This window comes from Variovorax sp. Varisp85 (assembly GCF_047304045.1).
In the GTDB taxonomy this organism is placed as follows: Bacteria; Pseudomonadota; Gammaproteobacteria; order Burkholderiales; family Burkholderiaceae_C; genus Variovorax.
Map to the genome: position 1 here is coordinate 1 of NZ_JBGLYN010000021.1, position 13,982 is coordinate 13,982.

The window sequence follows — 13,982 nt, forward strand, 5'->3', positions numbered from 1 at the left end:
GCCCCCCCCGCTACTGCGTTAACTGCCGCCCGGGCCTGGGGGCGGGGGTTTTTTAAGCGGCGCGCCGCGCGCGGCAGGTGTGCCGCGCGCGTTTTGACATCCAGCGGCTGCGCCGCTGAGACCTTCCGGGAGTGCGCCCCGCCGATGGGCGGAGCGGGTTCACGACAGGCTTGGCTGCGCTGGGTTCCGGAATGCAGCGTCGTCCTCGACGCTGGCGGCAGGCCACCGTGAACGACGGAGGCCTTCTTCGACAGGCCGTCCGCCATGCCCTTCCATTTCGCCGATGCCGACTTCCATGCCGCTGCGATGCGGCGGTGCGTTCTTTCTGGTCTTCGCGAGGCGGCTACTTTGGCGTTCGGGTGCGGGCGGGTCCATGCCGGAATGCTGTTGCTTCGAGCGGGTACCAGGCTCATGCGTCCTTTGCGAGAACAGGTCCACGCCCACGGCCTTGTATTTGCCGTGAATCCTGGCGCGGGCACGGCGGCGCTGCTCTTCGTTTCGTTTCGCCTCGGGCTTCCTCGCCGCAACCGTGCGGCCCGACAAATTTCCCCTCTGCTGCGCAGATTCCTCGCGAGGCAAATTTCTCGTGCCTTCCGGTCCTTCGCTGCGCTGCGGCCCCTGCTTCGCCTGGGGTGCGGCGCGCCCGGCCCCGCGCCGTCCGGATCACGCCAAGGCCGCGATCGGCGCGGACCTGGATCAACCTCGAAAGGACTTCATCATGAGCACCATTGGTAACTTCACCGCTTCGGGCAACGGCTACACCGGCACGGTTCGCACCCTGACCTTGAATGTCAAGGTCAAGATCGCCGCCAGCGACAAGACGAGCGAAAACGCCCCTGACTTCCGCGTCATCGCCGGCAACGGCCTGGAGATCGGCGCGGCGTGGAAGAAGGTCAGCAAGGCGGATCGGCCCTACCTGTCGGTGACGCTGGATGACCCGTCGTTCCCGGCGACCATCTATGCCCGCCTGGTCGAAGGCGAGGACGGCGCGCACAACCTGATCTGGTCGCGCAGCAAGGGCGACTGAGCGTCGCCCTCGGCGCCCCGCTTCGGGGGGGCGCTTTCTCTGCCGAACGCACCGATGGCCCGCGAAGGTTCGCGGGCGTCGTCGTGTTGGCGTTCGTGTTCGCGGCTCGTCTTTTTTGTGCATGTGCGGATATACCCAAAAGCGCAACTCCGCATTTGCGCTTTGTCGAAGAGCCGATTCCGTGCTTGTGCTGACCTGCGGTTTTACGTCGATGTGTGGAGTCGGAATGACGGTTCCTCGGATTTCAGCTGATGCGCTTCCATGGTTTCACGATTCCGTGCGTCTCCAGCGATGCCGGACCGCGCTCTCGTGCTGCGCATCGAGCCGCCCATGGCGTCTCGCCCCGTTCGGGCTTCCATCGCTGACGCCTTCGCACCTGCGGTGCTGCGCGCTGCGCTTGCGATGCGGATGCCGTGGTTGGGGGACTGGCTTGCTGTTCCCTTCATCGTTGCACGCCGTTCTCGCCGTCAAGGTCGGCGCGTGCCTTGCGCGCTGGCGTCCTGGCGGCCGTCTTCGAACCCTGACGGCTGCGCTGCGCCGTGCTGCGTCCGGTCTCGGGCAATTCCGCCCGGATTCCTTCCAAGGAGAAAGACCATGACGAAGCTCATCACCGACGAACAAAGTGCGCAGCTGCTGGCCAACGGCCGGCGATCCGTCGAAAACGACGGATTCGATCCATATCCCGTGGTCAAGCTGTTCACGCCCAATGCAGGTGCGACCTGGCTCCTGACCGAAATCGATCCGGATGACCAGGACCGCGCCTTCGGCCTGTGCGATCTGGGGCAAGGATTTCCCGAGTTGGGCTACGTGAGCCTTCAAGAGTTGGAGAGCTTGCGAGGGCGCTGGGGTCTGCCCATCGAGCGCGACTTGTACTTCCAGGGTGACAAGCCATCAGCGCCTATGCACGCGAAGCCCGGCTGGCGGGGCGCATCGTGGCATAGGCGCTGCGGGCATCAGTCGCCGGCTTGTCCGGCGGGCGGCTGGTGCCATTCCTTCGGAAGCCTGGCCTCCGTCTCCAGCAGCAGTTCGCCCGCGCTGCGGTCGAGTGCCCGGGCTATTTTGAGCACGAGGACCAGCGTGGGCATGTGTTCGCCGCGCTCGATCTTGCCCATGTGCGAACGCTCGATGCCGGCCAGGTGCGCCAGCGTTTCCTGGGCAACACCATCCGCGGTACGCAGTGCGCGCACCACGGCACCGAACGCCAGCGCGGGCGCGACCTCGAAGGTCGTCGCGCCGGCCGGCCGTCCACGCTGGATGGTTCGCTTCTGCATGGACAGAAGCGTCCCGGTTCAGCACAATTTAAACCACGTTATCTTTAACTCAATCTGGCGTCTAATTAATGCCTCTTGGAAGTACTTACCTGCGTCCTTTCCCCCTTCACGGCAGTAGCTTCAACCCCTCTTGCGGAGGAACCATGACCCTCCTCACCGAACAACAGCGCACCCAGTTGCTGGCCAACGGCGCGGCCCGCGCCACTGGCCAGGCCATCGATCCCTATCCCATCGTCAAGCTGTACACGCTGGACGCGCCCGCCTGCTGGCTACTGACCGAGCTCGATGCCGATGGCGATCGCGCCTACGGGCTTACCGATGCCGGCACCGGCTTCCCCGAGTTGGGCCGAGTGAGCCTGTCGGCGCTCGAGAGCGTGCGCGGCCCCAAGGGCCTGCGCATCGTGGCCGATCCGCATTTCAACGCGCGTCAGCCGCTGTCAGCCTATGTGGCAGACGCACAGCGCGACGGGTCGATCAACGACTGAGCTTCATGACGGTTGGGTCGCGCGGCAGCGTCGCCGCGTGCGCGACAGCGCACCGCCGCAAAAGCCAGCCATGCCAGCCATACCTGTGGCAGCGTACTCCCAGGCAAGAAAAACGGAGTTTCGCCATGACTGGCCGCAATATTGAAGATCAGCCGAACGCACCCTGGGGCGTGTCGGCCGCCTATCTGTACACGCTGAGCCTCGATGGTCCCGCACTCGCTTGGGAGTATCTGCGCCGCCATCCGCAGTACCAGAGGGACTGGGCACGGCGCGGTGCATCGTTCGAGCGATGGGGGTTGCGACGGCGCTGAAGATCCAACTCTCGACGCGCGTGAGGCGCATCCGCTCTGGATCACGGCGACTGATGATTTGCTGCACGTGCGCGCATTGACTGCGCGCAGCGCATCTGACCAGCAGTCCTTCGACCTGTGGCGTGTGCCTGGACGCAAGCGCCTGGCGCTGGGCGGCGCAGGCCTGACGCTGCTGGCTGAGGTGTCCGCGCAGCATTTGCATGCGTCACTGGCTGGTGACCTCGCCGACGGGACGGCCTACGCCGTCACCGTTCCGCTCGGCCCTGCCCTGCGTGGGCAACTCGACACATTCACCGTACAGGCACAGGCCCTGCAGGGCCTTTCACCCGCGGCAGGGGGCGTGCGGGCTGCTAGCCGTGCCGAACTGCTGCATCTTCGCGCCCTGCAGGCGCTCGACGGCACGCAGGCCGGCGCGTCGCATCGCGACATCGCTCAGGCCCTGTTCGGCCTCGAAGCCGTGGCGTTGCGCTGGCAAGCCGATGGTGAACTGCGAGCGCAGGTCCGGCACCTGCTGCGGCGCGCCGAGGCGTACATGAGGGGCGGCTATCTGGTCCTGGCGGGGGCCAGGCGCACCGTAGCACAGTCCCCCGGAGACGAACCGATGCGCTGAATCTCTCCCTGCGCAGGAAGGCCCTTACTCCCGAGACTGCCTCCATCGGGCTGCAAATGGTTTGCGGCTCACCGACAGTGATGGAGGCCGTCATGGCGAGTGCCAGTTCCCTGTATCCCACCCGCGCCCCTGCGCCATCGCTAAAGGCGCAAGCGGTACCCGCCGCGCCAGCTAACCCCGAGTTCCTGACCACCGAGGAGGCCGGCGCCTTCCTGCGGCTGTCGCCGCGCACGCTGGAGAAACAGCGCGTGTTGGGCGGTGGCCCGCGCTTCCGCAAGTTCGGCGCGCGTGTGGTCTACGCGGTCGAGGACCTGCGCACCTGGGCCAACAGCCGCGCCTACGGAATGACCTCCGATCCCGGCTACGTGCAGCGCGACTCGGTCCGCTGATCGATGCAGGGCAGGGGCCGGTCTCTATGTCGAAGCGCCCGAGTGAACGCGAACAGCTGTCACTGTTCCGCGCATTGCCGGGCGGCGACATGGCGCTGCGCGACGCGCAGGACCTGATGGCCTACCCGTTCTTCTCGCTGGCCAAGTCGCCGCGCACCGTGCCGATCCGCTTCGAGGCCGGCGGCGTGTCGCTCAACGTGGAGGGCGTGCCTGAGCATGGCATCGCCACCATCTGGGATGCCGACGTGCTGATCTGGGCCGCGAGCCAGATCGTCCAGGCCAAGAAGGAGGGCATCGCGCCTTCGCGCCTGATGGTGGCCACGCCCTACGAGATCCTGTGCTTCGCGCAACGAGGTACCGGCCGCAGCGACTACCTAGCGCTGCGCGCCGCGCTGGACCGGCTGCAGTCCACAACCGTCGCGACAACCTTGCGCCAGCGGGAGCGCCCGAATGGCGCCAAGCGCACGCACCGCTTCTCCTGGATCAACGAATGGAAGGAGTACATCCGGCCCGATGGCCGCGCCGACGGCATCGAGTTGATCCTGGCCGACTGGTTTTTCTCGGGCGTGATGGACGAGGCTCTGGTGCTCACTCTGGACCCCACGTACTTCCGGCTTTCCGGAGGCATCGAGCGTTGGCTGTACCGGCTCGTGCGCAAGCATGGCGGCCGGCAGCCCGGTGGCTGGCGCTTCGACATGCGCCACCTGTACCTGAAGTCCGGTGCGCTCCAACGCTACCGCGACTTCGCCGCGCATGTGCGCGGCCTGGCTCTGCACCAGGCGTTGCCCGGCTATCGCCTCTTCATCGAGCGCAGCGGCGGCAGCGAATGGCTGGCGTTCCGCCATTGCCCGGACGTCGTCGCGAGGAGCAACTTATTCACAACTTCTGTTGAAGAACCTGTGGATGGTGTGTGGACGGACTCGGTGGATCACCGGCACGCGACTCGGGGTATCACCGGCGCTTCTATCGGTGGATCACCGGCGCGAAACACCCAGCGAGCCGCGCCCAGCAACGGTTTCGGGGCTCCCTAAACATCTAAAGGGATACATAAATGGAAGTCACGCGCGCGCGAGCGGAGGACGCCCAAAAAATGGGCAGTGGTTCAGCGACTGCAAATCAGGCAGGTCCAATACCCGAGAACTGCCTCCCGGCAAGAGAAGACAGCCGCCCCGGCAAAGTGATCGCGCTGCTTAACCAGAAAGGCGGCGCAGGCAAGACAACGCTCGCCACGCACCTGGCTGGCGAGTTGGCTCTGCAGGGAAGCCGCGTCACGCTGCTCGATGCCGACCCGCAGGGGTCGGCCCTCGACTGGGCGCAACGGCGGCTTCAGAACAGGCAGGGGCGGCTGTACAGCGTCTTCGGGCTGGCGAGGGACTCGCTGCACCAAGAGGCGCCGCAGATCGCTTTGCAGACGGATTTCGTGGTGATCGATGGGCCACCGCGCGTCGCGGCCCTTGCGCGTTCCGCACTGCTGGCCGCCGACCTCGTGCTGATCCCGGTGCAGCCGAGCGCCTACGACGTGTGGGCCAGCCACGAGATGGTGCAGCTCATTGCAGAGGCCCGGGTGTTCCGGCCTGCGCTGCGCGCGGCCTTTGTCATCAACCGGCGCGTGGTCGGCACGGTGATCGGGCGCGAGGCACGCGCCGCGCTCGCCGATCAGCCGTTCGCCGCGCTGACGGCGGAAGTCTCGCAGCGCATCGTGTTCGCCGACAGCGTCGCCGCGGGGCGCCTGGCCTGCGAAGTGGCGCCGCAGTGCGCAGCCGCACGCGAGATCGCGGCGCTCGCGCAGGCGGTGCGGGAGATGCTGCGATGACCAAGCCCCTGCCATCCGCGAAGCCGCGCCGGGCATCCATTGGCCGCAGGCCCGGTGCCGATCCGGCATCGGCCTGGGTTCGACAGCCCGACGCATCAGAGATACCGGTGAAGGCATCAATCTACACCGCGCGGCTGACCATCGACGTGACGCCCGCAATGCGCGGGCGCATCAAGGTCGTGGCGTTCCGGCGCGATCTCACAGCGGCGGACATGCTGCGTGAATTGCTGGAGCGCGAATACCCGGAGGACGCGGCATGACGGCGCCGGCTTCGCATCCGACGCCAGTCGTCCCGCAGGCTTCGCTGCAAGCGATGGCGCCGCCGCGGGCCACCGGAATGCGGGTTTCGCTCGCTTTCGTCGAGCATCGGGTGAACGTCTGGCTGCGGTTTGGTCAGCCGACCGTCGAGATCGTGCTGGATCGTTGGCGGCGTGTTGCGATGTTCACGCCACGCAAAGTCTGCTGCCGCGTGAAGTGGATCGGGAATGACTACGGCACGGCGCTCTGGCAGCTCATGGTGCTGCAGTCGCCGACACCATTTGACGACGCTCAGCGCGTTGCCGGCGTGGCACCCGGCGCGCGCATACTGCTGCGCGCCGATGGCGAGTTGCAGGTCAAGGTAGTGCTCGCGGTGATTGACGCCATCGAGGCGCTGGGCATCGAGCCGTGCGCAGCCACCGCCACATACTGGCGCACAGTCGGCAACCGGCTGGCCGCGCGTCAGCCGTTGCCCGTCTACACGGCCGAGCGGCATGCGGCGCATCTCGCGCGCGAGGTACTGCAATGATGCGCCGCATGGTTTTCGCCTGCATGGGCATCAGCCTTGCGGCACTGTGCATGCCGGCCATGGTGCAGGTTCCGGTGCGCCTGGTCTACAACCCAAGCCACAGCGTGGCGCGTGGCTGGTATCGCATCGAGCCGCCTGACTCGCTGCACGTTGGCAGCATCGTGCTAGTACGGCTTCCCGCCGACGTGGCCGCGTTCGCAGCGCAGCGCGGCTACCTGCCGAACGGCGTGCCGATCCTCAAGCGCATCGGCGCGCTCGCGCCGCAATCAGTGTGTGTTCGAGAGCTGGTTGTGCGCATCGATGGCGTCGCGCTGGCGAACGTGCGCACGCATGACGGCGTGCATCGTCCGCTGCAAGCCTGGTCGCAATGCCGTTCCCTGGCGCTGAGCGAGCTGTTTCTGCTCAGCGACACGAACCCGGCGTCGTTTGACAGCCGCTACTTCGGGCCCATCGCCGCGTCGGCCGTGCTCGGCGTCGCGCAGCCCTTGTGGACATGGAGCGCGCCATGAACTTCCCATCATTCTGTCTCCGGGCATGCGGCCGAACTGCAGCTGGACCTGCGTCGGCGCTGCATCCCATCGTGCAGACGGTCCGCCGCCAGCGTGCAGCGGGCGCTGCACCGCTGCTGCCTCACGGGCAGCATTGCGCACTTGGTGCGCGGCTGGCGGTGGGTCGGAGCCGGGAGCGGAGGCGGGAGGCGGAGACGGAGGGCAAGATAAAAGGGGCGGCACGCCTTCGTCTGCCGATCCAGTCTGCACGTGGGGTTGGCGCGGCACGGCGCCTTGCAGTGCCTGTGCCGCGCAGGCATGCAACGCGGTTCGCCGCCAAGCGTGTCTGCGTGCCGTCTGCGTTGCCGTGCGTTGTGTTGCGCTGGAGCTTGCGCCATGGCCTCGCGTAAAGATACGCAGGATGGCGAGCGTTTCCGCGTCAAGCCGGTGGCGCCGAGGTCGCGCGCCGGGCCAAGTTCGCAGCGCTTCGTCTCGCAGGTCCTGAAGGCGGCCTCGAAGGCCGGCGCCAATGCTTCAGGTGTACGTATTGGGCGGCCAGCATCCATCTTCGGCCGCGGCCGCGTGGCTGCCGGCATGGCTGGCCACCGGCTCCCGGCGAACGCCCGGCGCGTGGTCATCAAGTCCCGCTTCGTGGTCCTCAAGAAAGCCGGCGCCAGTTCGGTCGCCGCGCACCTGCGTTACATCGAGCGAGACGGTGTCACGCGCGATGGGCAGCGCGGCCAAGCCTACGGTGCGGCCACGGACGAGGCGAATCTCAAGGCCTTCGAGGAACGAGGCCGAGGCGACAGGCACCAGTTCCGTCTCATCGTTTCAGTCGAAGACGCCGAGCAGCTGGAAGACCTGCGCGGCTACACGCGCGAGCTGATGCGGCGCATGGAGGTGGATCTGGAGACGCGGCTGGACTGGGTCGCGGTCGATCATTGGGACACGGACAACCCGCACACCCACGTCGTGTTGCGCGGCAAGGTCGGCGAGGGGAGGGCGAGCCGGGACCTGGTCATCGCCCCGGACTACATGGCCCACGGCATGCGGTTGCGTGCCAGCGAGATCGCGACCGAGTGGCTCGGGCCCCGTACCGAGTTGGAGATCCGGCAAGGGCTGCAGCGAGAGGTAGAGCAGGAGCGGCTGACTAGCCTCGACCGGACGCTGTTGCGGCAAGCGGCGGCCGATGTGGTGGACCTGACCCAGGCGCCAGAGAAGACCGCGAACCTGCGGCAGCGCCAGACCCTGCTGCGTGCCCGGCTGCAGCGGCTCGACGCCATGGGGCTGGCCGAGCGGCTCGACGCGAACCACTGGCAGTTGGCGCCGGGCGTGGAGCGATCCCTGTCAGCGATGGGCGAGCGCGGAGACATCCTGCGCGCGATGCACCGGGCAATGAAGGGCGACAAGCGTGAGCTGGTGATTGAGGCGAGCCCGACAATGTCCATCGTCGGGCGCATCACAGGCAAGGGCTTGGCCGACGAACTGCACGGGCGAGGCTATCTGGTGGTCGATGGCGTCGACGGACGGGCGCACTACCTGAAGCTGCCGGTCGGCGCCGACTTGTCGGCGCTTCCGATGGGCGGGATTGTGGAGGCGAACCCGCCGGCGCAGGAGCGGGCGGTGGACCGCAACATCGCGGCGGTCTCGAGAGATGGCGTCTACAGGACCGCCGAGCATTTGGCCCATCTCGAGCTGACCAACGATCCGGATCCTCGATCTGCCGTGGATGTCCACGTGCGCCGACTCGAGGCGTTGCGCCGTGCGGGCGTCGTGGAGCGTGTGGCCGATGGCGTCTGGAAGGTGCCGTCGGATCTGACGGTGAAAGCGCGACAACACGATGCGCAGAAAGCTGCAGGACCGACCATCGAGTTGCACTCCCACCTGCGCATCGATCAGCAGGTACGCGCCATCGGCGCCACCTGGCTGGACAGGCAATTGATCGATGGGGGCCGCGGCTTGGTAGCGCAAGGCTTCGGTACCCAGGTACGCGATGCAATGCGCAGCCGCGCGGAGTTCCTGATCGAACAGCGCCTGGCCGAACGTCGAGGTCGGCGTTTCGCGCTCGCACGTGACCTGCTGTCGACCTTGCGGGATCGGGAATTGGCGGTAGCTGCCAAATCCTTGCAGGATCAGACCGGCCGGAGCTACCGGAGACTGAAGGACGGCGAGCGGGCCAGCGGCACCTATCGCCGAAGTATTCAGCTTGCCAGTGGTCGCTTCGCCATGCTCGATGACGGGGTGGGTTTCGCCCTGCTGCCTTGGCGACCTGTGATTGAACAGCACCTGGGTCAACAGGTCTCCGCCGTCAGCCGTGGCCAATCGGTGACTTGGCAGTTGGGGCGGCAGCGGGGCATCTCCATATGACGACCGCCCGGCGTGCATTGCCGATTCGGGCTACCGAGCCGAGGTGATCTCGGCCAACATCGGTTGGACCAAGCGTTGTCGGACCGTATTTCATGAATGCAGAGCCGCCGCCTCGCGGCCTAGCCACCTCACGAAGCTGTCCGCTCCGTCCTTGTCCGTCGCAGCGATGCGGCGATTGCTCAACCCCGAATCCGACCGAAAAGCTATGACTATGACCGAGACCGATCTGGAAGCCCTCAATTTCCCCGACGCACCGAAAATGGTGTCAGCCGAGTTCCCTGGCCCGAAGTCGGCTGATGCGCTGGCCCAGTCGGCACGTACCGAATCCATGGCGCGCGGTGCCGGTCGAGCGCCCGTGGTGATCGATCGCGCTTTCGGCGTGACTTTCAAGGACCCCGACGGCAATACGTTCATCGACCTGTCGGCTGGCGTTGGTGTAAGCAGTGTGGGACGTTGCCATCCCAAGGTGGTCGCAGCCATGCGCGAGCAATCCGAAGTGCTGATGCATGCCATGGAGGTGAATAGCACGAAGCGCACGGAGTTGGCCACCAAGATCTCTGAGATCATGCCGGAAGGACTGCGAGGCGATTGCATCACGTTCTTCACGCAGGGCGGCAGCGACGCGCTCGAAGCAGCAGTGAAGTTTGCCAAGCGCGTCACGGGACGGCACCAGATCATCGCTTTTCATGGGGGCTATCACGGTGTGTGGAACGCCTCCGTGGCGCTGACTACCGGTACAGCCTATCGCAAGGGCTACGCTCCCTTCATGGGCGGCGTAATTCACGCGCCCTATCCTTATGCTTATCGGTTTCCATTCGACACCAATCAAAAAAGTGCCGAACAGATCGCAGGTGAGTACGTCGACTATCTTCTGAATACGCCATACACGGCCGCCGACGATGTTGCAGCTGTGATTGTCGAACCTGTGCAGGGTGAAGGCGGATACGTGCCGCCCGCGCCGGAGTTCCTGCAAATATTGCGCAAGGCCTGTGATCGCAGTGGCGCGCTGCTAATTGTTGACGAGGTGCAAGCCGGCGCAGGTCGGACCGGCAAGATGTGGGCGGTGGAGCACTCTGGCGTGAAGCCGGACATGCTCACCTTCGGCAAGGGCATCGGGGGCGATGTCCCTATGGCAGGACTCGTGATGCGCTCAGACCTAGCGGCAAAGATTCCGGACGGATCAGTACCGAATACCTTCGCAGCCAATTCGGTCTCCGCCGCCGTTGCGCTCACCAACATCAGTCTGTTGCAGGATCCTTCGCTGGGTCTGCTGGATCGCGCTCGCTCGCTTGGTCAGGAGGCAAAGGAGTACATCCAAGGCCTCAACAGTCCGTTCATCGGCGAAGTCCGCGGCTTGGGGCTCATGATCGGTATCGAGTTGGTGCAGGATCGGGCGACCAAGGAGCCCCTGAGCCACGAGAAGATTGGCGAGCTGATGGGCTATGTTCTGAGCCACGGCGTGATGATGGTGCCATGCGGGCGCTATGGCAATGTGATGCGCGTGATGCCGTCGCTCACGATTCCGCGATCGCTGTTGTTCAAGGCGCTTGACATCTTTGGACGGGGCTTGTCCACGCTTTGACGGGGCCGCAACGCGACGAGCCGATATGCACCACCTTGCCAGCGGCAAGGGAGACGCTGCGTGGCTGCGAAAAGGTCATGGTGCCGCACGCGGATGATCGAGGCCTTCGTTGCTGGGGTATCTGCACACCGCGCACCAAGATTCTTTCCCGTTCGGCCTAGCCTGCGCGCAGAAGAGCCAGCTTGTTTGCGGACTATGGGCTTCATGTAGCGCGGCCCGGGAGTGCGGTGAGGTGGGACGCGGCTTGTCCATCGCCAAGCTGCCGCGAACTGGTTGTGAGCTTTGCGTTGCCGGACGCCACGAACAGGTGCTCCGCTGTGTGCCCAATGGGAGGCGCCGTGGTCGCTGACGCGATCGTGCATCGATGACGGCGGATGAAACAGTCTCGCAAGTCAAAAAAATCCCTTGCGTGATGGCGCTCGGCGAAGTGGCTTCAAACCACTATGAATGAGACCTCTATCACTATTGCCTTGCGGCGAGTGGCACAGGAGCAGAAGTCGTGAAGAAAAATTGGCAGGAGATCTGCCTGACACTCGAGATTGCTCGCAAGGAGGATCTGCGGGGATTCAAACGGGAGCTGCAGAAAGCATTTGCTGCAGGCATGGTCGAAGCCCTGTGCACCAGCCCGGACGAGCCCATCCCCTCGGATGAGGACATGGAGAAATCGTTTGGCGCGACGGGTGCCGTCACCTGTCACATCTTGATGAATGGAGCCCGGGTCGGTGGTGTAGTGCTGAGAATTGACGAGGCCACCCAGTACAACTCGCTGGACCTCTTTTTTGTGTCGACTGGCACTCACGGCCGTGGCGTCGGACTCCAGGCCTGGAAGGTCATCGAGGCTCGTTATCCTGAGACGAAAGTCTGGGAAACGCACACGCCGTATTTTGAGAAACGCAATATCCACTTCTACGTGAACAAATGCGGATTCAAAATTGTAGAGTTTTACAACCGGCACCATCCCGATCCCGAGCATCCCCAGCCTGCAGGTCTCCCCGGGAGGTGGGACATGTTCAGATTTGAGAAGCTCATGGGTTAGGGGGGGCGCTTGTTCGGTAAATCGCATCGTAACCAGCACACCGAACTGCGCTTGGATCAGCACGATGGCCTTGCCGCTCGATCTCGCTTGGCCAGGCAAACCGTTTTTCCGCGCTGGCCGGGGTTTCGCTTCCGGAGCCGGTCGGCAGATGCGCCAACATATGTCGGCGTTTGGGTTTTTTGGAATCCCACAAGCGATCGTGCCTGAGGTGGGTTCCTTTAGGAGGCTCAGTACTTCGCGGAACATCGCGACCCTCTGCGCCTGACGCTGGCCCCACATGTACGAATGTCAGGCAGCGGATGCCCCGGGTTGGCGGCGATGCGGCAGCAGTTCGCCGACAAGCGACACCTTGTGCGTGGCAGGCACAAGCAGGACGTCCTTCAAGTACGCGTACGGATCGAGCTGATTGAGCTTGGGCGACTTGTCGACCGGATCAAGTTCATCGCTGCGGAGGCCGTGCCGATCCGCGCACGGTGAACCCGCGAACAGCCAGTTGCCTCGGGTGCCTCCACCCAGTTGTTTCCATGCGTGCAATGCATCGGCAACGGGCCTTGCCTTGTGCAATCTCTCTGACGAGCTGCGGAGGATCGGACGGACTGCACGCCAAGGCGCTCCGCATTGGACAAGTATTCAACAGGTCAACGGCGTTTGATCGGCACGGCCTTTGCGTTGGCCGCGAAGCTGTCCTTCGCTAAAGGGGTTTCCCCTCTATGAAGCTCTGATCGATCTGTGCAATATTTTGTCTATGTGAGAATTTGGCATAGTAAAAGCAACCGTCCTTCAAGGAGTGCCAGCCGGTGAATCAAAGCATCCATCGCTTTCAAGACATACATGCCCACGCGGTCTCGGTGCAGGAGTGGAACCAGACCTACAGCCAGATCACTGCGGGGTCGCTCGAGAGTTCACTCATGCAACTCACGAGTGCAAGATGCCATGTCTTTCGGGAGCAAATCAACCAGCGGGTGGTGCAGCACGGGGAGGCGCCGAAGGGCAGGGTGTGTTTCGCGGTGCCACTTGCGATCCCGGGGGCGATCCGGATGCAGGGACGCGAGGCGGACTTCAGCAGCATCTTTTTTCTTCGTGGCGGAGAGGAGTTCATGTTCCACATGCCAACAGGCATGGACATGCTGGCGATTACCTTCGAGCGCGAATTCTTCGAAGCCGCGTTGGGCGACACCGCTTCGGCTAGCGAGATCCAGACCTTGCTTCGGCAACCAGTAATCAAGGTGCCGCCGCCGCGTCTTGCAGAGTGTCGCCAGCGTTTGCTCACGATGTTCTCCGAAGCGCTTGTCAACGAGGAGCTTGGCAACACGCAGGCGCGCGAGCGCGAGCTGGAACAGGCCATGCTGGATGAACTTCTGGTGCTGATGACCGACCCGGCCTGCGACAGGCGGCAGCGCAGCGGCAGCTCCACGCACAGTTTCATCGTTGAGAAGTGCCACAGATTGGCGATGTCGGAGACGATCAACGTGCCCAGCGTGATCGAGTTGTGCCAACGCCTTCAGGTGAGCCGGCGCACTGTCCAGAACAGCTTTCGCTTGGTCGCTGAGACTACGCCTTTGAACTACCTGCGCTCCGTGCGCCTGAACGGAGTACGTCGGACTCTCATGTCGACTCCGGCCTCCGAGCTTTCCATTGGCGACGCGGCCTCCCGATGGGGCTTCTTCCACCTGAGCCATTTCGCAGCGGAATACCAGGAACTGTTCGGTGTCCTGCCGTCCCAGACCAAGCGGGCGGAAGAGGCCCGGGCATACGCTGCCTGAAGCAGCGCGTCGAATCGTCGCGCTGGTGGCAGAAAGTACCTCCGGTGCACACA

At 64.6% G+C, this 13,982-nt stretch carries 16 protein-coding genes and 2 pseudogenes; 15 read left to right on the forward strand and 3 right to left on the reverse strand.

Annotation, left to right across the window (positions count from 1 at the left end):
• Positions 1-159: 159 nt before the first annotated feature.
• The gene (locus tag ACCC97_RS10930; protein ID WP_145745796.1) at positions 160-543 is read right to left on the reverse strand and encodes a hypothetical protein; all 384 of its coding nucleotides are present in this window, start codon (positions 541-543) and stop codon (positions 160-162) included.
• A gap of 175 nt (positions 544-718) precedes the next feature.
• On the opposite strand from ACCC97_RS10930, the gene ACCC97_RS10935 reads away from it, so the two are divergent.
• Together ACCC97_RS10935 and ACCC97_RS10940 are read left to right on the forward strand one after the other, a co-directional pair.
• Positions 719-1,027 (forward strand): DUF736 domain-containing protein, encoded by a 309-nt coding sequence (locus ACCC97_RS10935; protein ID WP_145745991.1) that lies wholly within the window; start codon positions 719-721, stop codon positions 1,025-1,027.
• Between the two features lie 594 nt (positions 1,028-1,621).
• Positions 1,622-1,968 (forward strand): annotated as a pseudogene (locus tag ACCC97_RS10940) (DUF2958 domain-containing protein).
• Between the two features lie 12 nt (positions 1,969-1,980).
• Here the strand turns inward: ACCC97_RS10940 and ACCC97_RS10945 are convergent.
• On the reverse strand, positions 1,981-2,298 hold the full coding sequence (locus ACCC97_RS10945; RefSeq protein WP_145745795.1) for a helix-turn-helix domain-containing protein: 318 nt from the start codon (positions 2,296-2,298) through the stop codon (positions 1,981-1,983).
• A 143-nt stretch (positions 2,299-2,441) separates the two neighbouring features.
• Here ACCC97_RS10945 and ACCC97_RS10950 point away from each other — a divergent pair, with 143 nt between their 5' ends.
• The 12 genes and pseudogenes from ACCC97_RS10950 to ACCC97_RS11005 all read left to right on the forward strand — a co-directional run bounded on the left by ACCC97_RS10950 (position 2,442) and on the right by ACCC97_RS11005 (position 12,166).
• Positions 2,442-2,783 carry a DUF2958 domain-containing protein gene (locus tag ACCC97_RS10950; RefSeq protein ID WP_145745794.1) on the forward strand — a complete coding sequence of 114 codons (342 nt, stop codon included), beginning with the start codon at positions 2,442-2,444 and terminating at the stop codon, positions 2,781-2,783.
• A 125-nt stretch (positions 2,784-2,908) separates the two neighbouring features.
• The gene (locus ACCC97_RS10955; protein WP_225612727.1) at positions 2,909-3,094 is read left to right on the forward strand and encodes a transcriptional regulator domain-containing protein; all 186 of its coding nucleotides are present in this window, start codon (positions 2,909-2,911) and stop codon (positions 3,092-3,094) included.
• Positions 3,095-3,161: 67 nt separating this feature from the next.
• Positions 3,162-3,704: a DUF2285 domain-containing protein gene (locus ACCC97_RS10960; protein ID WP_261380369.1), complete on the forward strand. Its 543-nt coding sequence runs from the start codon at positions 3,162-3,164 to the stop codon at positions 3,702-3,704.
• Between the two features lie 92 nt (positions 3,705-3,796).
• Complete coding sequence (locus ACCC97_RS10965) at positions 3,797-4,093, forward strand: helix-turn-helix transcriptional regulator (RefSeq protein ID WP_225612725.1); 297 nt, start codon at positions 3,797-3,799, stop codon at positions 4,091-4,093.
• 26 nt (positions 4,094-4,119) lie between these two features.
• A pseudogene (locus ACCC97_RS10970) lies at positions 4,120-4,944 on the forward strand (replication initiator protein A); the annotation flags it as partial.
• Positions 4,945-5,144: 200 nt separating this feature from the next.
• The gene (parA, locus tag ACCC97_RS10975) at positions 5,145-5,906 is read left to right on the forward strand and encodes a ParA family partition ATPase (RefSeq protein WP_261380354.1); all 762 of its coding nucleotides are present in this window, start codon (positions 5,145-5,147) and stop codon (positions 5,904-5,906) included.
• A complete protein-coding gene (locus ACCC97_RS10980) occupies positions 5,903-6,166 on the forward strand; it encodes a chromosome partitioning protein ParB (RefSeq protein WP_145745792.1) in 264 nt (87 codons plus the stop codon). Before parA ends, ACCC97_RS10980 begins: the two co-directional genes overlap by 4 nt.
• Complete coding sequence (locus ACCC97_RS10985) at positions 6,163-6,693, forward strand: DUF2840 domain-containing protein (RefSeq protein ID WP_145745791.1); 531 nt, start codon at positions 6,163-6,165, stop codon at positions 6,691-6,693. The genes ACCC97_RS10980 and ACCC97_RS10985 overlap by 4 nt, the downstream gene beginning before the upstream one ends.
• On the forward strand, positions 6,690-7,202 hold the full coding sequence (locus ACCC97_RS10990; protein ID WP_145745790.1) for a S26 family signal peptidase: 513 nt from the start codon (positions 6,690-6,692) through the stop codon (positions 7,200-7,202). Before ACCC97_RS10985 ends, ACCC97_RS10990 begins: the two co-directional genes overlap by 4 nt.
• Before the next feature lie 375 nt (positions 7,203-7,577).
• Entirely contained in the window at positions 7,578-9,548 is a 1,971-nt protein-coding gene (locus ACCC97_RS10995; RefSeq protein ID WP_145745789.1) for a DUF3363 domain-containing protein, read from the forward strand.
• Positions 9,549-9,759: 211 nt separating this feature from the next.
• A complete protein-coding gene (locus ACCC97_RS11000; RefSeq protein ID WP_145745788.1) occupies positions 9,760-11,130 on the forward strand; it encodes an aspartate aminotransferase family protein in 1,371 nt (456 codons plus the stop codon).
• A 499-nt stretch (positions 11,131-11,629) separates the two neighbouring features.
• Entirely contained in the window at positions 11,630-12,166 is a 537-nt protein-coding gene (locus ACCC97_RS11005; protein ID WP_145745787.1) for a GNAT family N-acetyltransferase, read from the forward strand.
• A gap of 288 nt (positions 12,167-12,454) precedes the next feature.
• Here ACCC97_RS11005 and ACCC97_RS11010 read toward each other — a convergent pair whose 3' ends face one another.
• The gene (locus ACCC97_RS11010) at positions 12,455-12,730 is read right to left on the reverse strand and encodes a transposase domain-containing protein (RefSeq protein ID WP_186454222.1); all 276 of its coding nucleotides are present in this window, start codon (positions 12,728-12,730) and stop codon (positions 12,455-12,457) included.
• A 233-nt stretch (positions 12,731-12,963) separates the two neighbouring features.
• Between ACCC97_RS11010 and ACCC97_RS11015 the strand changes: the two genes are divergently transcribed.
• A complete protein-coding gene (locus ACCC97_RS11015; RefSeq protein WP_145745786.1) occupies positions 12,964-13,929 on the forward strand; it encodes a helix-turn-helix domain-containing protein in 966 nt (321 codons plus the stop codon).
• Positions 13,930-13,982: the final 53 nt, after the last annotated feature.